Source organism: Curtobacterium sp. PhB190 (assembly GCF_004365385.1).
Classification (GTDB): Bacteria; Actinomycetota; Actinomycetes; order Actinomycetales; family Microbacteriaceae; genus Curtobacterium.
In genome coordinates this window covers 349292-372016 of sequence record NZ_SODN01000004.1, presented here as the reverse complement: position 1 = coordinate 372016, position 22725 = coordinate 349292, and the positions used below count along the sequence as shown (strand labels likewise).

At 71.3% G+C, this 22725-nt stretch carries 19 protein-coding genes; 9 read left to right on the top strand and 10 right to left on the bottom strand.

Annotated elements, in window-relative coordinates; genetic code table 11:
- Positions 1-276: 276 nt before the first annotated feature.
- Positions 277-1362 (top strand): YihY/virulence factor BrkB family protein, encoded by a 1086-nt coding sequence (locus EDF47_RS09070; protein ID WP_131878596.1) that lies wholly within the window; start codon positions 277-279, stop codon positions 1360-1362.
- Positions 1363-1392: 30 nt separating this feature from the next.
- Here EDF47_RS09070 and EDF47_RS09065 read toward each other — a convergent pair whose 3' ends face one another.
- The 3 genes from EDF47_RS09065 to EDF47_RS09055 all read right to left on the bottom strand — a co-directional run bounded on the left by EDF47_RS09065 (position 1393) and on the right by EDF47_RS09055 (position 4735).
- Positions 1393-2883 (bottom strand): aspartate ammonia-lyase, encoded by a 1491-nt coding sequence (locus EDF47_RS09065; protein ID WP_133936695.1) that lies wholly within the window; start codon positions 2881-2883, stop codon positions 1393-1395.
- A 299-nt stretch (positions 2884-3182) separates the two neighbouring features.
- Positions 3183-3479 carry a hypothetical protein gene (locus EDF47_RS09060; RefSeq protein ID WP_133936696.1) on the bottom strand — a complete coding sequence of 99 codons (297 nt, stop codon included), beginning with the start codon at positions 3477-3479 and terminating at the stop codon, positions 3183-3185.
- The gene (locus tag EDF47_RS09055; RefSeq protein WP_123938824.1) at positions 3479-4735 is read right to left on the bottom strand and encodes an inorganic phosphate transporter; all 1257 of its coding nucleotides are present in this window, start codon (positions 4733-4735) and stop codon (positions 3479-3481) included. The genes EDF47_RS09060 and EDF47_RS09055 overlap by 1 nt, the downstream gene beginning before the upstream one ends.
- 117 nt (positions 4736-4852) lie before the next feature.
- On the opposite strand from EDF47_RS09055, the gene EDF47_RS09050 reads away from it, so the two are divergent.
- The 3 genes from EDF47_RS09050 (at position 4853) to EDF47_RS09040 (ending at position 8607) form a co-directional block, all read left to right on the top strand.
- Positions 4853-6541, top strand: coding sequence for a sodium:proton antiporter (locus tag EDF47_RS09050; RefSeq protein ID WP_131878592.1), 1689 nt, complete (start codon positions 4853-4855; stop codon positions 6539-6541).
- A gap of 231 nt (positions 6542-6772) precedes the next feature.
- Complete coding sequence (locus EDF47_RS09045) at positions 6773-8161, top strand: ABC transporter permease (protein WP_133936697.1); 1389 nt, start codon at positions 6773-6775, stop codon at positions 8159-8161.
- 158 nt (positions 8162-8319) lie between these two features.
- Positions 8320-8607: a hypothetical protein gene (locus EDF47_RS09040; protein ID WP_123341059.1), complete on the top strand. Its 288-nt coding sequence runs from the start codon at positions 8320-8322 to the stop codon at positions 8605-8607.
- Between the two features lie 22 nt (positions 8608-8629).
- Here the strand turns inward: EDF47_RS09040 and EDF47_RS09035 are convergent, their stop codons facing one another.
- On the bottom strand, positions 8630-9148 hold the full coding sequence (locus tag EDF47_RS09035; RefSeq protein ID WP_159573127.1) for an 8-oxo-dGTP diphosphatase: 519 nt from the start codon (positions 9146-9148) through the stop codon (positions 8630-8632).
- A gap of 64 nt (positions 9149-9212) precedes the next feature.
- On the opposite strand from EDF47_RS09035, the gene EDF47_RS09030 reads away from it, so the two are divergent.
- The gene (locus tag EDF47_RS09030) at positions 9213-9563 is read left to right on the top strand and encodes a tryptophan synthase subunit alpha (RefSeq protein WP_123294181.1); all 351 of its coding nucleotides are present in this window, start codon (positions 9213-9215) and stop codon (positions 9561-9563) included.
- Positions 9564-9626: 63 nt separating this feature from the next.
- Positions 9627-10517 carry an aminodeoxychorismate lyase gene (locus EDF47_RS09025; protein WP_133936698.1) on the top strand — a complete coding sequence of 297 codons (891 nt, stop codon included), beginning with the start codon at positions 9627-9629 and terminating at the stop codon, positions 10515-10517.
- A gap of 111 nt (positions 10518-10628) precedes the next feature.
- Here EDF47_RS09025 and EDF47_RS09020 read toward each other — a convergent pair whose 3' ends face one another.
- A complete protein-coding gene (locus tag EDF47_RS09020) occupies positions 10629-11828 on the bottom strand; it encodes an amidohydrolase (RefSeq protein ID WP_111084558.1) in 1200 nt (399 codons plus the stop codon).
- A 74-nt stretch (positions 11829-11902) separates the two neighbouring features.
- Between EDF47_RS09020 and EDF47_RS09015 the strand changes: the two genes are divergently transcribed.
- Together EDF47_RS09015 and EDF47_RS09010 are read left to right on the top strand one after the other, a co-directional pair.
- Complete coding sequence (locus EDF47_RS09015) at positions 11903-13315, top strand: Fic family protein (RefSeq protein ID WP_133936699.1); 1413 nt, start codon at positions 11903-11905, stop codon at positions 13313-13315.
- Between the two features lie 6 nt (positions 13316-13321).
- Complete coding sequence (locus EDF47_RS09010) at positions 13322-15469, top strand: S9 family peptidase (RefSeq protein ID WP_133936700.1); 2148 nt, start codon at positions 13322-13324, stop codon at positions 15467-15469.
- A 90-nt stretch (positions 15470-15559) separates the two neighbouring features.
- On the opposite strand, the gene EDF47_RS09005 is transcribed toward EDF47_RS09010, so the two are convergent.
- From EDF47_RS09005 to EDF47_RS08995, 3 genes are read right to left on the bottom strand one after another with little or no spacing between them, the layout of a single operon-like run.
- The gene (locus EDF47_RS09005; RefSeq protein WP_133936701.1) at positions 15560-17089 is read right to left on the bottom strand and encodes a CYTH domain-containing protein; all 1530 of its coding nucleotides are present in this window, start codon (positions 17087-17089) and stop codon (positions 15560-15562) included.
- Positions 17086-17925, bottom strand: coding sequence for a hypothetical protein (locus EDF47_RS09000; RefSeq protein WP_133936702.1), 840 nt, complete (start codon positions 17923-17925; stop codon positions 17086-17088). The genes EDF47_RS09005 and EDF47_RS09000 overlap by 4 nt, the downstream gene beginning before the upstream one ends.
- On the bottom strand, positions 17922-18248 hold the full coding sequence (locus tag EDF47_RS08995; protein WP_123293946.1) for a helix-turn-helix transcriptional regulator: 327 nt from the start codon (positions 18246-18248) through the stop codon (positions 17922-17924). Before EDF47_RS08995 ends, EDF47_RS09000 begins: the two co-directional genes overlap by 4 nt.
- A gap of 68 nt (positions 18249-18316) precedes the next feature.
- Here EDF47_RS08995 and EDF47_RS08990 point away from each other — a divergent pair, with 68 nt between their 5' ends.
- Positions 18317-18589, top strand: coding sequence for a mycoredoxin (locus EDF47_RS08990; protein ID WP_123293947.1), 273 nt, complete (start codon positions 18317-18319; stop codon positions 18587-18589).
- A 139-nt stretch (positions 18590-18728) separates the two neighbouring features.
- Here the strand turns inward: EDF47_RS08990 and EDF47_RS08985 are convergent, their stop codons facing one another.
- Positions 18729-20855: a DEAD/DEAH box helicase gene (locus EDF47_RS08985; RefSeq protein WP_165901102.1), complete on the bottom strand. Its 2127-nt coding sequence runs from the start codon at positions 20853-20855 to the stop codon at positions 18729-18731.
- A 623-nt stretch (positions 20856-21478) separates the two neighbouring features.
- A complete protein-coding gene (locus tag EDF47_RS08980; protein WP_111084551.1) occupies positions 21479-22723 on the bottom strand; it encodes an aminoglycoside phosphotransferase family protein in 1245 nt (414 codons plus the stop codon).
- Between the last annotated feature and the right edge of the window lie 2 nt (positions 22724-22725).

Genomic DNA, 22725 nt, shown 5'->3' with positions numbered 1-22725 from the left:
CAGCCCAGAACCGTCGCTTGTCCTCACGCGTGTGCCAACGACCCACACCAACACCTCACCACTCAAGGTGTTGCAACCACCCCTTGAACCCAAGGCGGGCGTCTGTCGCTTTCGCGAGACGGACGGCAGACCGTGGCGGGATCGTGTCGCTCTGACGGGGTCGACGCGACCAGGGGCGGACGGGAGGCGCGGGGCGGCGCCGCCACGGGCCTCCCGTCCGCACCGCGGCGCGACCACGGCACGGCGTGACGTCACGTGTCGGGTACCGTACAACGCATGCCGGACAGCGCATCGCGCGACCTCCAGCGGACGGGAGTCCGCGCCGTAGTCCGGCGCACCTACCATTCGGTCATCCGGCACCGCGTCGTCGACGCGGCCGCGTCACTGACGTTCTTCGCGCTGCTGACCGTGTTCCCCACCGCGCTGACCGTGGTCTCCGCACTGTCGATCGTCGACCGCAAGGGCGACAGCCTGGCCGACATCATCGGTGTGCTCGGGTTCATCCTGCGCCCGGAGACGGCGCAGCACCTCGAGACCCCGCTGCGCCAGCTGCTGACCCTCGACAACCCGTGGCTCGGCTTCGCGACCGGCGTCGTGCTGACACTGTGGTCGCTGTCCGGGTACGCGACGGCGTTCGGGCGGGCGATGAACACCTCGTACGAGGTCGAGGAGGGTCGGCGGATCTGGAAGTTCCGCAGCATGATGCTCCTCGTGACCCTGCTCGTGATGGCGGGCGGGGCGATCGCGATCGTGATCCTGCTCGGCACCCCGACGATCTCGGCGGCGATCGTCGCGTCGTTCGGCTGGGCGCCGTGGATCGACGACGTGTGGAACGTCGTGAAGTGGCCCGTGCTCGCCGCCGACCTGGTCGTGATGGTCGCGGTCCTGTACTACGCGACCCCGAACGTGAAGACGCCGCAGCTGCGCTGGGTGTCCGCCGGTGCCGCGTTCGCCATCGTCACCTGGGCGCTCGCGACCCTCGGCTTCGCCGTCTACGTCGAGACGATCGGCGGCGGGAACCGTGCGTACGGGTGGCTCGGCGGCGGGATCCTGCTGCTCGTCTACCTGTACATCTCGAACTTCGTGCTCGTGGTCGGCGGTGAGCTCGACTCCGAGGTGATCCGGATGCGGCAGCTCCTGGCCGGCATCGAGGCCGACGAGTCGATCCGGTTGCCGCTGCGCGACGTCACGCGCAACTTCACGCTCGCCCGCTGGCGGGACGCCGACATCGCCGCGGCGCGGAACGTCCGGACCACCGCGGCCCAGGTCGCCGCCGACGAGGACGCCGAGCCGACTCCGGCGCAGGAACACCTGCGCGACGTGGCCCAGCAGGTACGCGTCGGCGAGGCTCCGATGCCCTGAGGTGGTCGCGCTGGTCGCGCTGGTTGCTCGTCAGCGCTCGCGCGCCGCTCGGTCCAGCATCTCCTCGGTGACCACCGGGATCGCACCGGTCGCGAGCTCGATGCCGGACAGCCGCGCCGGGCTCAGCACGCGCTGCACCTGGTCCTCGTCCATCAGGCCGGCGGCCACGACGAGCGTCGAGATCGGCGTCGACGTGGTCAGTGCCGTGTGCGCGATCGACGCCGCAGCCGCGTAGCCGATGTACGGGGTCAGGGCCGTGACCACCCCGACGTTCGTGTCGACCTGCGCAGCGAGCTTCGCCTCGTTCGCCTCGATGCCCGTCACGCAGTGCTCGCGCAACGTCGCACAGCCCCGTGACATCCACTGCAGCGACTGCAGGATCGAGTGCGCGATGATCGGCTCGAACGCGTTGAGCTGGAGCTGACCGCCCTCGGCCGCCATCGTCACGGTGGTGTCAGCGCCGACCACGGCGAACGCGATCTGGTTCACGACCTCGGGGATCACCGGGTTCACCTTGCCCGGCATGATCGACGAGCCTGCCTGGCGCGCCGGCAGGGTGATCTCGCCGAGTCCCGCCTGCGGCCCCGACGCGAGCAGCCGCAGGTCGTTGCAGATCTTCGAGAGCTTCGCGGCACTGCGCTTCACCGTGCCGGACAGCGTCATGAAGGCGCCGGCGTCACTCGTCGCCTCGATCAGGTCCGGTGCCGTCACGACGTCGATGCCGCTGGCGTCCTGCAGCTGCCGGCGGACCTCGTCGCGGTAGAGCGGGTCCGCCGTGATCCCGGTGCCGATCGCCGTCGCACCGAGGTTCATCTCGGCCAGCAGCGGCAGGACCTTGCGGAGCAGGTCGGCGTCCTCCTGGATCGTGTGCGAGAAGCCGGTGAACTCCTGCCCGAGGGTCATCGGCACGGCGTCCTGCAGCTGCGTCCGGCCGACCTTGAGCACGTCGGAGAAGGCGTTCCCCCGCTCGGCGAACGCCGCGGAGAGCTGCTCGAGCTGCTCGATGAGTCGCCGGGCGGAGAAGATCATCGCGATCTTGATGCTGGTCGGGTACGTGTCGTTCGTCGACTGGCTGCGGTTCACGTGGTCGATCGGGTGCAGGTACCCGTAGTCGCCCCGCTCGTGGCCGAGGAGCTCGAGGGCCCGGTTCGCCAGGACCTCGTTCGTGTTCATGTTCGTGCTCGTACCGGCACCGCCCTGCACGATGTCGACGACGAACTGCTCACGCAGGGCGCCGTCCCGCACCTCCTGCGCAGCACGGTCGATGGCGTCGGCGCGCTCGTCGTCGAGGACCCCGATCGCCCGGTTCGCCCGCGCTGCCGCCTGCTTCACGGTGGCGAGCGCCTCGATGAGGTCCGGGTACACCGAGATCGGCACCGACGTGATCGGGAAGTTCTCCAGGGCCCGCAGGGTGTTGATGCCCCAGTAGGCGTCGATCGGGACTTCGCGCGACCCCAGCGAGTCGCTCTCGGTACGGGTCTGCGCCCCGGTGGGGGCCTGTGCTGCTTCGTTGCCGGTCACACGTCGAGGCTAGCCCAGTCCGTCCGGCCGGTCCGGGAGCCGGGCGGGAGCGCGCACATGGTGAGCAGGAATGGTCGGGTCGCCGGAAAGCACTCGACCATTCCTGCTCACGAGGCGCGCGTCGCGTCAGCGCCGCCCACACCCAGCGGGACGGGAGGCACGGTGCCAGGCCGCCACGGGCCTCCCGTCCGGTGGACGCGAGCGATCGTGTGCCCGTGGATGGTGAGCAGGAATGGTCGGGTCGCCGGAACGCACCCGACCATTTCTGCTCACGAAGCGCGCGTCGCGCGCGCCCCGCGTCAGTGGAACTGGGGGACGATGAGGTAGATGCCGTACAGCACGACGGCGCCGCAGACCGCGAAGCAGAGGATCGCGAGCGCACGGAAGGCACGCACCGCGGTCGTCGCTCCGGCGGGGTTCGGGAACCCGGCGGTCGCCGGACCGATCGTGCCGTCGTCCTTCACGGTGAACTTGCCCGCGCGGGTGTCCGCGGCGCTCCAGAAGCGGAGACCGACGGAGTACACGGCGACGACGAAGCACGACGAGACCACGGCGACCAGCGCCACGGTGACGAACGCGAACCAATCAATTCCCATCAGCGACGGCCTCCCTTGCGTGCGGCCATGCGGCGGAGCGTGCGCTCGCGGCTCAGCGCTGCGCGGCGGTCCGCGACGGCGTCGGCGCGCTTCTTGCGCTGCAGGTCGCGCAGTTCCTTGCGGGTGTACACGGCGTTCGCCGCGACGTCGACTTCGATGGCCGAGGCGCCTTCGTGCGGCTTCCGGAGCGACCACAGGTACAGGCCGAGGATCACGGCGGCGCCGACGATGGCGTCGATGACGAGCCCCATGACGCCCAGACGTGCGATGCCCGACGCCACCGCGCCCACGGCTGCAGCGGCGGGCAGCGTGATGAACCAGGCGATGACGATCTTGCCGGCGGTGGACCACTGGATCTTCGAGCCGCGGCGGCCGAGCCCGGCGCCGATGATCGAGCCGGAGGACACCTGCGTGGTCGAGAGCGCGAAGCCGAGGTGGCTGGACGCCAGGATCGTCGCGGCGGTCGAGGCTTCGGCCGCGAAGCCCTGGGTGGCACGGATCTCGGTGATACCGGACCCGAGCGTGCGGATGATGCGCCACCCGCCCGTGTAGGTGCCGAGCGCGATCGCCAGGGCACAGGCGACGACGACCCAGAACTGCACGCCCTGGTTCGACGACTGCGCCCCCGAGGCGATCAGCGTCAGCGTGATGACACCCATCGTCTTCTGGGCGTCGTTCGTGCCGTGGGCGAGCGACACCATCGACGAGGTGAAGATCTGCCCGACACGGAAGCCGCCGCGCTCGTTCGGGAACACCGGGCGCTTCGTGATCCGGTACGCGATGCGCGTCGACAGGAACGACACGAGCGACGCGATCACCGGGGACGCGAAGGCCGGGATGATGACGACCGTCAGCAGCGCGACGTAGTTGACGGACTGGAACCCGGCGCCGACGATCGCGGCTCCGATCAGTCCGCCGAACAGCGCGTGCGACGACGACGAGGGCAGCCCGCGGAGCCACGTGATCATGTTCCACACGACCGCTCCGATGAGCCCCGCGAAGATCATCTCCGGTGAGATCGCGACGCCGCCCGGGCCCTCGTTGATGAGGCCGTGCGAGATCGAGGTCGCCACTGCGGTGCTGAGGAACGCACCGACGAGGTTGAGCACCGCGGCGACCGTGACCGCGACCTTGGGCTTCATGGCCCCGGTCGCGATCGGAGTCGCCATCGCGTTGGCGGTGTCGTGAAAACCGTTTGTGAAGTCGAAGAAGAGGGCCAACGCGATGACCAGGACGACTATGAGTGTGATGTCCACCGCGGGCCAGTGTTCCCCATCGACGGCCTCCGGAGCAAACCTGATCGGCAACCGGCTGTTCACCGGAGCTTCAGACTCGTTCAGATTCGGAACCATGCCGATGCGAGAATGAGTCCCATGGACACCGTCGAGCTCCTCATCCTGTTGGTCGGATCGCTCGCGGTGACCGGGTTCGCACGGGCGAAGGGACTCCCCGCTCCCCTGCTCGTGACGGCGGTCGCGCTCGCCGCGTCGTTCCTGCCGGGGCTGCCCGCGATGGAGATCGACTCCGAGGTGATCCTGACGGTGATCCTGCCGCCGCTGCTCTACTCGGCGGCGCTCGACGTGTCGTGGCAGAGCTTCCGGACGTCGATCAAGCAGATCCGGCGTCTCGGCATCTTCCTGGTCATCGTGACGGCACTCGTGGTCGGCGCGGTGGCGTACTTCCTGATCCCGGACATGACCCTGCCCGCGGCGATCCTGCTCGGTGCGATCGTCGCCCCGCCGGACGCCGTGTCCGCCGCCGCGATCGGTCGCAAGCTCGGGCTCCCCCGCCGGGTGATGACGGTGCTGTCCGGCGAGAGCCTGATCAACGACGCCGCGTCCCTGACCCTGGTGCGCGTGTTCACGCTGATCATCGCCGGGACGTCGCTCACCATCTGGCAGGACCTCGGCATCTTCGGCCTGGCGATCGGCGTCGGCCTGGCCGTCGGCATCGTGCTCGGCGTCGTCGTGCACTGGATCCGGATGCGGCTCAACGACCCCGTGGTCGAGACGATCATGAGCATCCTGCTGCCCTTCGTCGCGTACATCCTGGCCGAGGACCTCTCCGGCTCCGGCGTCATCGCGGTCGTCACGGCCGGCCTGTACATCGGCTACAACTCGCCGAAGGAGGGCTACGCCACCCGCCTGCAGGAGCGCCCGCTGTGGACCAGCATCGACGTCATCCTCGAGGGCTTCGTCTTCGCCCTGATCGGCCTGCAGCTCAACACCGTGGTGCAGGACCTGGTCGAGAGCGAACGGAGTCTCGGCCAGACACTCACCGCCGCGGCCGTGGTGCTCGGCGTCGTGATCCTGGTGCGGCCCCTCTTCATCTTCGAGTCGTACGTGCGCAACCGCTTCAACGGGCGATGGCTCCGTCCGCTGCGCATCAAGCTCTCCCGGGGCCACCCGTCACTGCGGTGGATGCGCGGGACGGCCGAGCCGAAGCTCAACTGGCGCGAGCTCACCGTCATCTCGTGGACCGGCATGCGCGGCGTGGTGACCCTCGCCGCCGCGGTGTCCGTGGTCGCGAGCCCGACGCAGATCCCCGCACAGGACACGATCTTCATCATCGCGTTCTTCGTGACCGTCGGCACCCTGCTGCTGCAGGGCCTGACCCTGCCCTTCGTCATCCGTGCACTCAAGGTGCAGGACCCGGCCGAGGGCGAAGAGGACGTCCGGAGCGAGATGCGGCTGAACCAGCGCACGACGGAGGCCGCCATCGAGCTGCTCGAGAAGCGACGGCCGGACTGGTCGAAGCAGTACGGCGCCGTCGCCGTCGACTCCGTGGTGAACCGGCTGAAGGCACGGCTCGAGCGGCAGGTCGAGACGTTCCGGCAGGACGCCCTCGAGGAAGAGGTCGAGGAGCGCAACGCCCCGATGCGCCTGCGTGGCTCGCAGATCCAGGACATCCGGCGCGAGCTGCTCGACCGACGACGCGAGATCGTGCTCGAGGAGCGCGAGAAGGGCAACCTCGACGAAGAGGTCATGCGCCGCGTGCTCGTGACCCTCGACGCCGAAGAACTCGCGATGGACTCGGCGCAGGCGTCACGCAGCCGCTCCTGAGGGCCTCGGCGTATCCTGGCGCTCCGTCCGAGAACAGGAGCACAGCGCCGAGTGAGCACGCCGCGGAACGACGTCAACAGGAACGACGACACCCCGGAACGTCCCGGAGGGTCCCGGCCGACGTCGGCGCCGAAGCCACGCAGCACCCGGCCCTCGGCCCGCGGGACCAAGCCCCGTCGCGGCGCGAAGGTCGCCGGTTCCACCCGACCGGCTCCGCGCCGACAGGCACCCGTGCCGGCACCGCAGCAGCACAGTGCGTACCGCCGCTGGTACTCGACGTTGCACCCCTCGCTCCAGCTCATCGGCCTGCAGCTCTGGATGCCGCTGTTCTTCATCGTCGGCTTCTGCCTCTGCTACGTCTTCGCGTTCCACGCACCGCACCCGCACGACGTCCCGATCGCCCTGGTCGGCAGTGACCCGACCCTCGTCGCCGCCGTGCAGAAGGCCTTGCCGGGCGAGTTCGTGTTCCACACCTACGACTCCCTGGCCGCGGCGAAACGTGACGTCATCGCCGGCTCGATGGCGGTCGCCTACGACCCCGCGACGAACGAGTTCTTCAAGGCGAGCGCCCACCAGTTCCAGGTCGCGAGCCTCGTGCCGGCGACGCTGACCGCGGTCCTGACCGGGATCGGGGTCGCGACCCCGAAGATCACCGAGCTCGCTCCCCTGCCCGCGTGGGACGAGTACGGCACCGTGCCGATGTACGTGATGCTCGCCTGGTGCATCGGCGGCTACATGGTCGCGATGTTCATCGGGATCATGGGTGGCCCGCTCCGGCACCGCACCCGCATGACCGTCATCGTCGTCGGCGGCCTCGTCATCTCCCTCATCACGAACACGCTCGCCGGTCCGGTCGTCGGCGCCATCCACGGCCACTGGATCCAGCTCGTGCTCATCGCGTGGGGGTGGATCGTCGCGATCGGTCTCGCCGTCAACGGGCTGAGCTACTTCGTCGGCCGGTTCATCGCGGCCCCCGCCATGATCTGCTTCGTGTTCCTGTCGATGCCGTCGTCCGGCGGGGCGTACCCGAAGTGGTTCATGCCGGAGCCGTTCGCCTGGCTCAACAACGTCGTGGTCGGGTCGAGCATGGTCGACATGATCAAGCACCAGATCTACGGCGTCGGCCCCGGCCCGGCCCGCGGTCTGATCACGATGGGCTGCTACGCCGCGGTCGGCCTCGTGCTCATGTACTTCGGCAAGAAGTGGTGGGAGCGGCGACGCATCCGCGCCATCGTCACCGGCCGGACGACGATGTTCCAGGACGCCAACAACGCGAACCGTGAGTTCCTCGGCAAGGAACGCGACGCCGAGCTCGAGCGCCACGGCCTCGAGTCCACCGAGACGGGCACCCTGAGCGTCCTGAGCGACGACGACTGGGAGGACGCCCGCGTCGGCGGCGACGTCTTCACGGGCGGCCGTGACGGCCTCGAGACCGAGACCACCCCCACCGGCCGCATCCCCGTGCAGCGGACCGGGGACCGCACGGGAGGCGCGGGGACCGGACCGCGCACCCGTCCCGTCCCACGCACCGGGGGCTCCAGGGCGCCGGCTCGGTCCGACACGTCGGCCCGAGTCGACGTCGGGGACGAGCCGCCGCACGGCCGGCACGCGGACCGGTAGCTCGTTCCTGAGGATCGCACCGCTCGCGCAGACCGACTGCGTGCGCATGTTCCGACGATGCACCAGTCGATCGACGCGTGCTCTGTCGCATGATGCACGTGCATGTCCGTGCCGGCACGCGGACCGGTGAGGCGTCGGCGGCGCGTATCCTGGGGGGCATGAACCCCCGCATCACCTGGCACCGCGTCCTCGTCACCGTCGTCGTCGTGCTCCTCGTGCTGACGGTCGGCTTCTACGTCGCGAGCATCGTGCTCGCACCCGCCGACGGCCGGAACACCGCCGGGCTCTTCGTCGGCTGGGCGATGTTCGCCATGGTCGGCGCGATCGTGTTCGGGATCATCGACTTCTTCGTCCGGCCCCTCGGCGGTCGCAGCGGGGACGCCGAGGTCATCGCCGCCGCCGAGGAAGCACGCACCGGCAGCACCCGCACCCAGCAGATCCGCTGATCCGCTGGCCCGCTGACCCGCTCTACGCGGGGGTCTCGACACCCGTCCCGGTGAAGCCCGCGACCGTCGCGTCGTCGTCGGCGAACGTGAAGCGTGCACGCACCGCACCCCCACGGAGCACCGCCGGCAGCCAGTACTTCGCGTCGTCCCACATGGCCTCGTAGGGGACGTCGGCGACCGGGATCCACCGCGGTTCGAGCTCGTCGGAGCCCGACGGGCTGCCCTGCCAGCGGCGGCACACGAAGACGTCCGAGACCTGGGACCAGGATGGCCGGTACGGGAACCGGTAGTCCAACGTGCCACGGGCCTCCAGGTCGACCGTCTCGAGACGCAGGCCGACCTCTTCGCGCACCTCGCGCACGGCGGTCTCGACCGCCGTCTCACCGGGCTCCCGCTTGCCGCCCGGGCCGACCAGCCGGCCGGTGCCGAGGCCGCGGCGCTTCTCCCCGAGCAGGACCTCGGGCCCGCTCGCGCCGTCGCGCAGCAGGTAGACGACGACCACTCGGGGGTGTTGGGACTTGCTCTCGTCGCGCGGGGTCACCCGTCCAGTCTGGCCGAAGATGTGTCGTACGCTCTTCCCATGGCAGGCGTGCTGCGGGGGCACCATGGCTGAGCCCCGCAGGACCGGGCGCAGCCTCGAAGTGCTGCGCGCCGAGGCTGCCGAGGAGATCTCGATGCTCGTCGAGCACCGGAGCCGTCAGGGCGAGGACCCGTGGGAGTTCATGCCGACGCTCCCCACGGTGGACGAGCAGGTCGTGCTCATCCTCCGGGCCGACGCGGTCGACCTCGACGCCGCGATCGGCAAGCGGCACGCCCAGTGGTCGATGCACCCCGCGTCCGGTCAGGGCACCGTCCTCGGCGAGGAGTACCACCGGTTGCGCCGGATCGCGCTGCAGCACCCCGAGCTCACCCAGGCGGTGTGGAAGCTCATGGGCGCCCTGCCCGACGCGAGCTGACGCCCACGCCCGAAGCGCGCCCACGCACAACGTGCGCGGACGCGCGTGCGGTTGGATGGGCGCATGACCGAAACCGTGCTCGCGATCCTCAACCAGCCCTCCCGCGACGCCGCGCCGCACGACCCCGCAGCGGACGCCTTCACCTGGGCGAAGCCGCTCGAGGAGCACCTGCAGGTGCAGGACCTCGGCATCACCCGGGGCGACGGCGTGTTCGAGACGATCACGGTGGTCGACGGTCGTCCGCAGGCCCTCGAGGCGCACCTCGACCGGTTCGGCCGCTCCGCCGCGATGCTCGACCTGCCCGCGCCGGACCCCGACGCCTGGCGGCAGGCGATCGAGGCCGTCTGCGCCCGGCTCGACCCGGTCCGCGAGGCCTTCGCGAAGACCGTCCTGACCCGTGGCGTCGAGGGCACCGACCGACCCACCGGCTGGGTCTACGCCGCACCGTCCGTCGACTCGACCGCCGCGCGCACCGAGGGCATCTCCGTCGTCGTGCTGGACCGCGGCTACCGACACGACGTCGAGCGCACCTCGCCGTGGCTGCTGCAGGGCGCGAAGACCCTGTCGTACGCGGTCAACATGGCCGCCCTGCGCGAGGCTGGCCGGCGCGGTGCCGACGACGCCCTGTTCGTGTCGAGCGACGGCTACGTGCTCGAGGGCACGCGCGCGAACCTGATCCTGAAGGTCGGCGACCGGCTCGTCACGCCGCGCACCGACATCGGGATCCTGGCCGGCACGACGCAGGCCGACGTCTTCCGCTTCGCCGAGCAGGAGGGCATCGAGACCGCCTACGAACTCGTCACGCTCGCCGACCTGCAGGCCGCCGACGCACTCTGGCTCGTGTCGAGCGTCCGGCAGGCGGCGCCGATCCGCTCCGTGAACGGCGACGCCCGCGCGATCGACGCGGACCTGACGGACCGCATCAACGAGTTCCTGCTGGCGCGCGAGGTCTGAGCCCGCCGGGCCCGCCGGCCGTCACCACCCAGCGCCCCCGGCGCCACGGACGGGAGGCCCGGATCGCGACGTGCGGGCACGTCGCGATCCGGGCCTCCCGGCTCTCCCCCGCTACCAGCGCGGGGTGGTGACGCCGACGCCGTCCGCCCACTCGAAGACCTGCCGGCCGTCGATCCAGACACGTGTCGCGCGACTGGTCGCGTCGAGCGGGTCGCCGTCCCAGAGCACGAGGTCGGCGTCGTGGCCCACGGCCAGCCGACCGACACGGTCACCGAAGCCCAGGAACTCGGCCGGGTTGACGGTGAGCGCCTCGAGCGCGGTCTGGGCGGGCAGTCCCTCCTTCACCGCGGCCGTGGCTTGGTCGACGAGCATGCCGATCGGCACGACGGGGGCGTCGGTGGTGATCGCGACCCGGACGCCGGCTGCGGCGATGGTGGCGAGGTTCGGGATGCCGCGGTCACGGAGCTCCACCTTCGAGCGGCTCGTGAACAGCGGGCCGTAGATGACCGGGATGTCCTTCTCGGCGAGCAGGCTGGCGATCTTGTGCGCCTCGGTGCCGTGGTTCACGACGAGTCGGTACCCGAACTCCTCGGACAGCCGGATGGCGGTCGCGATGTCGTCGTGGCGGTGGGTGTGCTGGTCCCAGACGAGTTCGCCGTCGAGGACCCGGACGAGTGCCTCCTTCGTCAGGTCACGCGCGAACGGCTCACCCTTCGCGGCGGCGGCGTCACGGGCGGCGCGGTAGTTCTGGGCCTCGACGAAGGCGTCACGGATGATCTTCGCGACGCCCAGGCGCGTCGACGGCGTCTGGCCCTTGCCGCCGTACACCCGCTTCGGGTTCTCGCCGAGCGCGCTCTTGATGCTCACCGAGTCCGAGATCAGCTGTTCGTCGACGGTGCGCCCGCCCCAGGTCTTGATGGCGACGGTCTGGCCGCCGATCGGGTTGCCGGACCCCGGCTTCACGACGATGCTCGTGATGCCCCCGGCGAGCGCGTCGCGGAAGCCCTCGTCGTCGATGTCGATCGCGTCGATCGCACGGACCCCGGCCATGTTCGGGCCGGTCATCTCGTTCGTGTCGTTGCCGGCCTCGCCGTTCGCCTCCTCGTGGATGCCGACGTGGCCGTGCGACTCGACGAACCCGGGGACGAGCCACGCACCGGCGGCGTCCACCACGGTGATCCCCGGGGGCGGTGTGACGTCCGGGCCGATCGCGGTGATGCGGCCGTCCTCGACGACGACCGCGCCGCCGTCGAAGGCGGGGGCGGAGACGGGGACGACGTGGGCACCGGTGATCGCGAAGGAGTTGCTCATGCCACCAACGCTACGCGGGCCGGCGAAATACGAATTCCTGGCGTCGGGCGCCCGGGGGTCCCTACGCTCCCGGCATGGTGCATCGGAACGAGACCCCGGACGTCCACGACGGCTCGACCGCGCTCGGGGACCAGACCGCGCACAGCGGCGTGCTCGTGCACCGCGGATGGCCCGTGCACGGCAGCGCGGAGCGTCCGTGGCGCAGCGCCCGCCGGGGTTCCCGCGCCGACCGGATGACCACGTCCGTCCGCGTGTCGCTGCCGCCGCGGATCGCTCGTGCTCGGTGGGTGCCCGACGCCCGGACCGAGGCGCTGCTCGACCGCGCAGCCGCGGCGCTCCGGTCGCTCGACGTCCACCACGGTTCCCGGCTCGCGCCGCTCGGGTCGGTGATCGGTCGGACCGAGGCCGTCGCCTCGTCGCGGATCGAGGACGAGTCCGCGTCGCTCGACGACTGCGCCCGAGCCCTCGTGGGCATCCGCGCGAACCCGAGTGCGACCGTCGTCGTCCGCGCCGCCGGAGCGATCGAGGGGTTGGTCGCGGCAGCGGACACGGGCGTGATCACCGAGGCCGCGCTGCTCGAGGCGCACCGGCTGCTCATGCGCGACGACCCGGTCGACGGGCGGTACGCCGGGCGCTACCGCAGCGTCCAGAACTGGATCGGTGGCGGTGACACCCCGCGGCTGGCGACGTACGTCCCGCCGCCGCCGGAGCTGGTCGCGCCCCTGATGGCCGACCTGTTCGCGTTCCTGCACCGGACGGACCTGCACCCGATCGCCCAGGCCGCGATCGGGCACGCCCAGTTCGAGTCGATCCACCCGTTCACCGACGGCAACGGCCGGATCGGGCGTGCGCTGATCAGCGCCGTGCTGCGACGCCGGGGCGTCACGACGACGGTGACCGCGCCGATCGCCACCGCGCTCGCCGCGGATCGGGGCCGGTACTTCCGGCACCTCGCGCGGTACCGCGACGGGGTCGTGGACGCCCTCGTGACAGACGTCGCGATCGCCATCGGCACCGTGTGCGACGAGGCAACCGTGACCGCCCTGCTGCTCGACGAGCACGCGGCCGACCGGATGGCGGGTCCGTGTGCCACGAGAGCCCACGCCGTCGTCGGACGGGCGCTCTCCGACGACCCGGTCCTGACCGAGTCCCGACTGCAGGACCTCCTCGCCGGTGTCGACGACGGACCGGTCGACGAGGACCTGGCCGGCTGCGTGGCCGCAGAACTCGTCCACGCCGGGGTGCTGCGTCCGGTCACCGAGCGGCGGCGTGACCGTGCCTGGGTCGCACCGGCCGTCGTGGACGAGCTCGAGGCCTTCGAGCAGCGGGTCCGCGCGGGGGTGGCGGGGCGGACGCGGTCCGACCGGTTCCGGGCGGGGCGGTCGGCGGACGCGGTGCGACCGGTTCCGGACGGGGCGGCCGGCGGACGCGGCGCGACCGGTTCCGGGCGGCGTGACGCCCGGCTCGCCACGGGGCCGTGCGCATAGGGTGGGATGGTGAGCACCGAGCACTCCCAGGCCACCCCGCCCACCGCCGCCAAGCGGCCCGTGACGCGGACCCACCACGGCATCGACTTCGTCGACGACTACGAGTGGCTGCGTGACAAGGAGTCGCCGGACACCCTCGCCTACCTCGAGGCCGAGAACGCCTACACCGACGCCGCCACCGACCACCTCGCCCCGCTGCGCGACCGCGTCTTCGCCGAGGTGAAGAACCGTGTGCAGGAGACCGACCTCTCAGTGCCGGTGCGCATGGGCGACTGGTGGTACTTCACCCGCACGGCCGAGGGCAGCCAGTACGGCGTGCACTGCCGTGCGCCGATCGCCGGTCCGGACGACTGGACCCCGCCTGCCGTCGTCGAGGGCGAGTCGACCCTCCCCGGCGAGCAGGTGGTCCTCGACGGCAACGCGCTGGCCGACGGCCACGAGTTCTTCTCCCTCGGCACCTACGACATCAGCGACGACGGCACCCGCCTGGTCTACGGCATCGACGTCGAGGGCGACGAGCGGTACACCCTGCACGTGCGCGACCTGGCCTCCGGCACCGACCTGGGCGACGCCATCCCGAACACCGGGGCCGGCGCGACCTTCGACCCGGCCGGTCGCTACGTCTTCTACCCGACCGTCGACGAGTCGTGGCGCCCGGACAAGATCTGGCGGCACGCGGTCGGCACCGCCGCGTCCGACGACGTCCTGGTCTTCGAGGAACCCGACGACCGCTACTGGGTCGGCGTCGGCGTCACCCGGTCGTCGCAGTACATCGTCATCGAGCTCGGGTCGAAGATCACGTCCGAGGCCCTGGTGCTCGACGCCGCCGACCCGACCGGCGAGTTCCAGGTCGTGTGGCCACGACGCGACGGCGTCGAGTACGAGATCGAGCACGCCATCGTCGGCGGCAGCGACCGGTTCCTGGTCCTGCACAACGACGGTGCCGAGAACTTCGAACTCGTCGACGTCCCCGCCGACGACCCCACGTCCGAGCGCGACCGCCGGGTCGTCGTGGCGCACCACACCGAGCGCCGCATCGAGTCCGTCGACGCCTTCGCCGGGCACCTCGCGCTCGAGTACCGCTCCGAGGCACTCCCCCGCATCGCGATCATCCCCATCGAGGGTGACGAGTACGGCGACGCGCACGAGGTCCCCTTCGACGAAGCACTGTTCTCGGCCGGGCTCGGCGGCAACCCCGAGTGGGACCAGCCGACGCTCCGCATCGGGTTCACCTCGTTCGTCACCCCGTCCGAGGTCAGCGACCTGGACCTGGCGACCGGCCAGGTGACGGTCCTGAAGCGCCAGCCGGTGCTCGGCGGCTACGACCCCGCCGACTACGCGCAGGAGCGCGACTGGGCCACCGCGTCGGACGGCACCCGCGTGCCGATCTCGCTCGTCTGGCGCCGCGACGCCGTCGACGCGGACACCCCCTCGCCGCTCCACCTGTACGGCTACGGCTCGTACGAGCACTCGATCGACCCGGGCTTCAGCGTCATGCGCCTGTCGATGCTCGACCGCGGCGTCGTCTTCGCGGTCGCCCACGTGCGCGGTGGCGGCGAGATGGGCCGCCACTGGTACGAGAACGGCAAGACGCTGACGAAGAAGAACACGTTCACCGACTTCGTCGCGGTCGCCGACCACCTGATCGAGTCCGGCCACACCACCGCGGACCGGCTCGTGGCCGAGGGCGGCAGCGCCGGCGGGCTCCTGATGGGTGCGGTGGCGAACATCGCACCGGACCGGTTCGCCGGGATCGTCGCCGCGGTGCCGTTCGTCGACGCGCTCACGAGCATCCTCGACCCCGACCTGCCCCTGACCGTCATCGAGTGGGACGAGTGGGGCGACCCGCTGCACGACGCCGAGGTCTACCGCTACATGAGCGAGTACACCCCGTACGAGAACGTCCGCGACGACGTGCAGTACCCGCGGATCCTCGCCGTGACGTCGATCAACGACACCCGTGTGCTCTACGTCGAACCGGCGAAGTGGACCGCGAAGCTGCGCGAGGTCGGGGCGCCGGTCCTGCTGAAGACCGAGATGTCCGCGGGCCACGGTGGCGTGAGTGGTCGGTACGCCTCGTGGAAGGAGCGGGCGTTCGAGCTCGCTTGGTTGCTCGACGTGCTCGGGCTGGCCGACGAGGCGCCCGCCGCCTGATGACTTGGTGAGCAGAAATGGTCGGGTTGCCCGCGGGCACCCGACCATTTCTGCTCACGAAGCGAACGCCCGCGGCCCGCGACCCGCGACTCACACGCGGTTGAGCGCGTGCACCGCCTCGTCGTAGGACTCCTCGGCCAGGCGCACCCGGTCCCCCGCGAGCACGCCGTAGCCGAACGTCCCCTCGCCGCCGCGTTCGGCGATCGCCGCGTTGGTCCGCAGCGCGTCGAGGGCGTGCAGCGATCGGACCCGCTCGGTCAGCACGTCGGCCGCGCTGCCGATCCGCTTCCAGAGCGCGTGCGGGAACGCGTCGTCGCCGAGGACGTCCATCGCCATCCGCGCCCGCATCGTGCCCTGCCAGGCGGCTTCGGTGGTCGCACGGTCGGCGGCCTCGCGCTCGGCGGCGGTGTCCGAGGTGTCGTCGGCAACCGCGGCCCGGACGAGCTCGCGGATGTGCGGCTTCACGACGGCGCCGACGTCCTGCGCGACCTTCTTCGGCGATCGGAGCGACCACTCGGTCGGGGTCGGCCGTTCGACGGCGTCGTCAAGCGCGTCGAGCAGCTCGAGGAACGGCTCACCGTGCACGAACGCGACGACGTCCCGCACCGACTGGTCGCGGCGTTCACGGGTCGAGGCCAGGATGCGTTCGCGGGTCATGGAGTCGACCAGGTCGTCCTGCGCCGGGGTCGACGCGCGCGGCAACCGGTCGATCAGGTACTCGTTGAGTGCTGCGCGTGCGGTCACGGCAGCCAGGCCGTCGGCCGCCTCGGCGGCGCGGTCGACGGTGTCGCCGGCGGCGAACGCCGGACGGTAGGCGCCGAGGATCGACGCGATCTCGAGGGCGGTCTCAGCCGTCTGCCGGAGGTCGGCCGCGTCGCCGGAGCGGAGCCGCGATTCCTGGCCGAGCAGCGCAGCGCGCAGCTTCCGCAGTCGCTTCGCGAGGACGCGTGCGGTCGTGCCCTTGTCCGGCTTCTCCTCGGTCTGGAGGCGCGGTGCCGGTGCTCCTGCCAGCCCGCGTGCCAGCTTGGACGCGACGGCGGCGGGGCCGGCGCCGACGGCCGCGAAGCGCGCATCGAGGGCCGCGAAGAGCTCGTGCGCGACCTGCGGGTCGACGCCCGCGACGGCCTCGACCTCGACCTCGCGCCAGGTGCGCGGCGTCTCCGGAGCGTCGTCGTCGAGGCGCTGAGCGGTCACCTGGTCGTCGGCGAGCTCGGCGACCTGGTCGCCGTCCTCGTCGAGCAGGCGGGTCACGGTGCGGGTGGTCGTGATGCGGACCACGGGGCGCAGGCCACGGCCGCGTCGCTCGGTGAAGAGCGCCGCGAGGACCTCGGTCGGCACCGTGTCGGCGTCGTCGGTCAGCGGGAAGTGCTGCTCGTGGCGGACCGTGTCCGACTCGGAGCGCTTGATGTGCCACCCGGCGTCGGGGCCGCCGGTCCGCCGGCGGACCGTGACCCGCGCCGCCACCAGGTCGTACCGCTCGGTGTCCCAGTACGTCGCATCGAGCTCGAACGGCTCCTGGTGCTCGGTACGGAGGATGCCACCGGCGCCGACGAGGTCGGGCAGGGCACCGCCCTCTGGCAGGTCGTAGGTGCGCTCGATCTCGAGGTGGGTGTCACTCACACGGTCTTGTCTACCAGGGCTTCACCGTGCGCCTCGACCACCGCGGGCGCATCGGTGGAGAACCGTGACGCCACCACGGCTCCGACGACGGCGACCAGGAACGGGACGAGCTGCCCGATCCACGACACCAGCGCCATCGCGGAGTACGGGATCCCCGAGCCGTTCGCTGCTTCTGCGAGCGGGAACACCAGCACGGCAGCGACGACGGGCAGGACGAGGAGCGAGTACGTCCACACCGGTCGGCGGAGCACCACGAGCCAGACCGCGAGCAGCCCAGCCGCGATGACGCCGACCTGGACCGGGACGTACACGGGGACGTTGAGCGAACCGCTCGTGATCGCCCACCACACTGCGGCGATGGCGAACACGGCAACGGCGCCGAGGACCCGGCGGCGGCGTGCGACGCCCGACACCAGCAGGACGCTCGTCGCGACAGCGGCGCCCGGCACCACCGCGAGCCCGATCCCGACCATGTCGAAGACGAGGCGCGCCTCCGGCAGGCCGTTGTACCGCTGCAGGAGCGCGAGGACGCCCACCGAGACGACGTAGGACAGCACCGCGAGCGCGATGAGGACCGGGATCGTGCGGATGGTGTGCGGTGCGGAACGGACGGGTGTCGGCAGTGCGGTCATGGTGTCCCCCCAGGTGGAACGGTGGCCGGCGCGTCGGTGGAACAGCGCCGTGGTGAACGCGCCGAACGCGAGTGCAGTCGGCGAGAGGTCGAGTTCGTGGGCATCGCGGACGTCGGCGAGCCACTGCTCGCGGCGGGTGGCGCGGTGTGCTGCGGGTGAGACGGCGACGGCGACCCCCACGAGCGCCCGGTCGAGCGCGCTCACGAGGTCACCGGCCGGTGGGCCGAGCGAGCCGGACGAGCGGGCGTCGCGGCGGACGGACGCGCGGCGACGAGGTCGCGTGCGGCGTCGACCCCGTCCGGCGTGAACTCGTAGAGCCGACGACGCGGCCCCGGCCGGCTGGTCTCGTCGTCCCACGACGACGTGATCCACCCCTGCCGCTCGAGTCGCTCGAGGATCGGGTAGACGGTGCCGGCCTGGCGCCCGGTGGCCTTGATGACGAGCAACCCCCATGCCGGGCCGTCGACGGTCAGCAGTGCGTCGAGCACGTCGAGCGTCGGGGCGGTGATGCGTTGGATCGGATCCATGCGGATTAACCTAGCTATATCGGATAAGCACGTCAAGGGCGTCCAGAAAGCGGGGTTAGCCTGACGCCATGAGCGACACGATCACCCGCGAGCAGTTCACCCCCGAAGCCGGCGGCGTCACGATGTTCACGACCACGTGGTGCGGCTACTGCGCCCGCCTGAAGAACCAGATGACGAAGGCCGGCGTGCCCTTCACCGAGGTCGACATCGAGCAGACCCCGGGCACGGCGGAACTCGTCGCCGAGGTCAACGGCGGCAACCAGACCGTTCCGACGCTCGTGTTCCCCGACGGCAGCACGGCGACGAACCCGTCGCTGGCCGAGGTGCAGTCCCGCATCTGAGCGACGAAGCCCCGCACACACGCACCTGTGCGGCGCCGCTGCTCACAACCGAAGTCCGTCCGAACCGCGTGATCACGTGGTTCGGACGGACTTCGGTCGTGCTGAACGGGTGCGCGCCGCGCGCCGCGCGCCGCGGTCCCTAGCCCCCGAGCGCCTCGGTCAGCAGCGCGGCCATGGCGTCGAGCTGGATGTCGCCGGAGTCGACGAGTTCCTCGTCCGAGCCGTCGAGCGCGCGGGCGGCCAGGGACGCCTTCGAGTCGATGAGCTCGGCGATCTTGGTGTCGATCGTCTGCGCGGCGATGATGCGCCACGCGGTGACGGGCTCTTCCTGCCCGATGCGGTGCACGCGGTCGATCGCCTGGGTCTGCTCAGCGCTCGTCCACGACAGCTCGGCGAGCACGACGTTGGACGCCACCTGCAGGTTCAGGCCCACGCCGGCCGCGGTGAGCGAGCAGACGATCACGGCGACGTCGGGGTCGTTCACGAACGAGTCGATCTGCGCCGTGCGCTGCGTGGCCGTCTGGTCGCCGCGGATCGTGGCGGTGCGCAGGCCACGTCGAGCGAAGACCTCTTCGGCCTGGTCCATCACGTCGAGGTGCTTCGCGAAGAACACGACCTTGCCGACGTTCGACGCGAGCTGTGCGGCGTAGTCGGCTGCGAGCTGGGCCTTGGCGCGGCCGATGCGCCGGACCATCGAGAACACGTTCTCACCGGTCGACGAGGCGTCCTGGTCCTCGAGCTCCCAGCGGGCGACCTGCCGGACGAGCTTGTGGTCGATGCCGACGACCGGGTCCTGCCCGGTGCGGGCGTCGAGCGCCTGGTGGTACCGGCGGACGAGCTTCGCGGTGAGCTCGCGCTCGGCGTCGCGGATGGAGCGGCCCTCGTCGCCGTCGAGCTCGACGGGGATGTCGGCGATCCGGCGGGCCGGGATGTCCGCGGCGACGTCGACCTTGCGGCGTCGGACGATGCCCTGGTCGATCACGGCACGGCGGGCCTCGACGAAGAAGCCCTGGTCGGCCGGCGTCAAGCCGATCTCCTCGAGCTCGTTCATGAGCTTCGCGCGGGGCTTCTTGTCGTCGATCCAGCCGAGGTACTCCCAGATGGTGCGGAAGTCCTCGACCGAGTTGATGAGCGGGGTGCCCGTCAGCGCCATGAGCAGCGGTGCTGCGGTGCGCTGCCGGATGCGGTCGGCGATCTGCAGCACGAAGCGGGCGCGCTGCGAGTCCTTGTTCTTGATGAAGTGCGCCTCATCGACGACCATGCCCTTGAAGCCGAAGCCCCCGAGCCAGCCGGCGTGCCGGTCGAGGATCTCGTAGTTCACGATGATGATGTCGGCGAACCCGTCGAGGTCGTTGCCGTCCCCGTGGATGACGGTGGCGCGGTGGTTCGGCACCCAGCGCTCGGCTTCGCGCGCCCAGTTCGTCTTGACGACGTTCGGCACCACGACGAGCAGTGGGAACGCGTTGGCGGCGTCGGCGGCGAGCAGTGACTGCGCCGTCTTGCCGAGGCCCGGCTCGTCGGCGAGCAGGAACGTGCGGTGCCCCTGCGACGCGGCGGCGACCAGTTCGGCCTGGTGCTTCATCAGCGTGGTGCCGGAGCGGGAGTGCAGCGAGGTCGGCTCGGGCAGCGGCATCGTCGCCGCTCCCCCGCCTGCGCCGTACTCGAACGACTTGAACAGCGGACCGAAGAGCTCCCAGTTCGCCAGGCGACGCGGGTGCGCGACCGGCTGGTCGGCGAGTGCGAAGTCCGGCGGCAGGAACGGGTTGGCGAGCTGACGCTGCACGACCGCCTGCGGGGTGACCGCGCGCACCGGGGTCTCGGCGACCGGGGTGGGCTCGGCCGCGATGACGAGGTCCTCCGGCTGCAGCTCCATGCCGCCGGCGATCATCATGTCGCGCTTGACGGCGCGGGTAGCCTCGGAGACCTGCACCTCTTCCGCGAGCAGCTGGATGACGCTGGTGTCGCGGGCCGCGGTCTTCGCGAGGATCGTCGCCACGCCGTCGAGCCGCTTGAGCTGCTCGGCGCGCTGCGAGTCGGTGAGGTCGGTGTCGCCCTTCACCCGTGCGCGCTCTTCGCGCATGAGCAGTGCGACGGCCTGGAACTTCGTCCGGTTCGTCGCCTTGAGCGGTCCGCGCTGCGCCGCCGCCTCGACCTCGCGCACCGCGCGGGCGAGGACGGGGATCACGCCGTCGTTGTCCAGCGGCCTCGTCCGACGTGACGCGGTCCGCGTCCCGCCGGCAGCTCGCCGGGTGCCTGATCGAGCCAACGCTCCTCCTGTTCCGCCCACGCATCGGGGCGAGCCGCCCGTGGGGCGGAAGTCCTGCACCGGGGCCTGACACGGCTCCGGTTCGGCTGCGGGCCACCGTGGCCCACCGCATCGCCGGTCCCCGCTTCGGGACGTCCGGTGGAGTCCCGCGGACCGTTCCACCGCGAGCGCCTGCTCGGCGCCGGGTGCGACGGTCCGCGCCGGGATCCGGCGTCGTCACACGCACGTGACGCCCCCGCGGGGCGGTCACGGCCCGGTTCCCGCGTCGATCAAGTGATCGACGGCTGCGTCCGGAATCGACGCGGCACGCGGGAACGCGGTGCGTGCGCGCTCAGTTTACTCCCCGACCCCCGACGGAGGCGACTCCTCGTCGCCCGCGCGCGTCGCGCCTCCTGGAATGCCCCGTGTGCCGGACGGGAGGCACGGTGCGGGCCCGCCACGCGCCTCCCGTCCGACGCCGGTCGCGTCCACCCCGCCGACGCGACAGATCCCGGGTCCCCACGCCGACCACCCCGCCAAAGCGACGGATCCCGGATCCCCACGCCGACCACCCCGCCAAAGCGACAGATTGCCGCCAACGTTCCGCGCAGATCTGTCGTTTTCGCGACGGGGGCCGCGAGCCGTCAGACGCGGGGCGCGGACCGCGGGCGGACCAGGCCGGCCGCCGGCAGGACCGGAGCAGCCTCGGCCAACGCGGCCCGCGTCGCCGCGAGGAGCTGCTCGGCGGTCTGGATGCCGTTCGCGGAGCCGGTGGTCGCCTGGCCGCCGGCGTGGGCGAGCAGCTGGGCACCGATGGCGGGCCCGATGCGGTCGGCCTCGCGCGGGTTGCGGGCGACCCAGTCGCGAGCGATCGCGTCGGCGAGGCGCTCGGCCGCGGCTCCGCGGTCGGCGTCTCCGCGCGATCGGTGCCAGAGGCCGGTGACGACCAGGTGGGCGACGACCGCCCCGATGTCACGGACCGGGAAGCCCCACCCCGCGGTGTCGATGTCCAGCAGGCCGGAGATGCGCCAGGGCTCGTCCTCGTCGACGAAGACCTGCTCGAGGTGCAGGTCGCCGTGCACGACCTGCTTCGTCGCGCTCGTCCAGCCGATCGACCTGCGGCCGATGGCGTCGTACAGGCGGTCGATCTCGTCGGCGTCCTGCGGCAGCGCGGCGATGAGCGTGCGGCGGTGCCAGTCGGCGTGGTCCATCGCGTCGGCACGGGCCTGCTGGGTCATCGGGACGGTCGCGACCCGACCGCTCAGGGCGGCCAGTGACGCGACGAACCGCGGGTCGTCGGCGATGTCGAGGATGCGGCTGCCGGCCGGCACGCCGCGGATCCGCTCGAGCACGAGGAGTCCGTCGCCGCGGCTGGACAGCACGCGGGGCACCGGCAGGCCCGCCGCCACGAACTGCTCGTGCGACTTCACGATCGGCGCGACCCGGTGCGGACGGACGATCTTCAGGAACAGGGTGCGCTCGGGGGCGTCCACCCGCACCACCGCACGCTTGCCCGGTCGGTACGCGGCCACCGTGAGCACCGGGTCGGTGACCGGCATGCCGAGCGTCGTCAGGAGCTCGGCGACCGCGTCGCGGTAGGTCACCTGCGGCAGCACCGGCAGACCCGGGTCGTTCGGGTACGCCCACACCGAGACGGGTTCGCCGGTCGCGGGATCGGTGACGATCGCACTGTTCTGGTCGTGCGCGCCGCCGGTGTCGACGTACGTCAGGACGGTGGCGCGCTGGCCGTTCCGGTCGACGGTGTCGACCTCGTAGCCGTACAGGTAGCCGTTGCCCGACGGCTCGACGGAGTGCGCCCGTGCGGCCACGACGGAGGTCCCGGAGCCGGCGAAGGCCTGCGGGATGACGCGCTCATGGTTGGGCCACACGA

Coding starts and splice junctions, on each gene's coding strand:
- EDF47_RS09070 (WP_131878596.1), top strand. CDS start 277: ATGCCGGACAGCGCATCGCGCGACCTCCAGCGGACGGGAGTCCGCGCC.
- EDF47_RS09060 (WP_133936696.1), bottom strand. CDS start 3,479: ATGGGAATTGATTGGTTCGCGTTCGTCACCGTGGCGCTGGTCGCCGTG.
- EDF47_RS09050 (WP_131878592.1), top strand. CDS start 4,853: ATGGACACCGTCGAGCTCCTCATCCTGTTGGTCGGATCGCTCGCGGTG.
- EDF47_RS09040 (WP_123341059.1), top strand. CDS start 8,320: ATGAACCCCCGCATCACCTGGCACCGCGTCCTCGTCACCGTCGTCGTC.
- EDF47_RS09030 (WP_123294181.1), top strand. CDS start 9,213: ATGGCTGAGCCCCGCAGGACCGGGCGCAGCCTCGAAGTGCTGCGCGCC.
- EDF47_RS09025 (WP_133936698.1), top strand. CDS start 9,627: ATGACCGAAACCGTGCTCGCGATCCTCAACCAGCCCTCCCGCGACGCC.
- EDF47_RS09020 (WP_111084558.1), bottom strand. CDS start 11,828: ATGAGCAACTCCTTCGCGATCACCGGTGCCCACGTCGTCCCCGTCTCC.
- EDF47_RS09015 (WP_133936699.1), top strand. CDS start 11,903: ATGGTGCATCGGAACGAGACCCCGGACGTCCACGACGGCTCGACCGCG.
- EDF47_RS09010 (WP_133936700.1), top strand. CDS start 13,322: ATGGTGAGCACCGAGCACTCCCAGGCCACCCCGCCCACCGCCGCCAAG.
- EDF47_RS08995 (WP_123293946.1), bottom strand. CDS start 18,248: ATGGATCCGATCCAACGCATCACCGCCCCGACGCTCGACGTGCTCGAC.
- EDF47_RS08990 (WP_123293947.1), top strand. CDS start 18,317: ATGAGCGACACGATCACCCGCGAGCAGTTCACCCCCGAAGCCGGCGGC.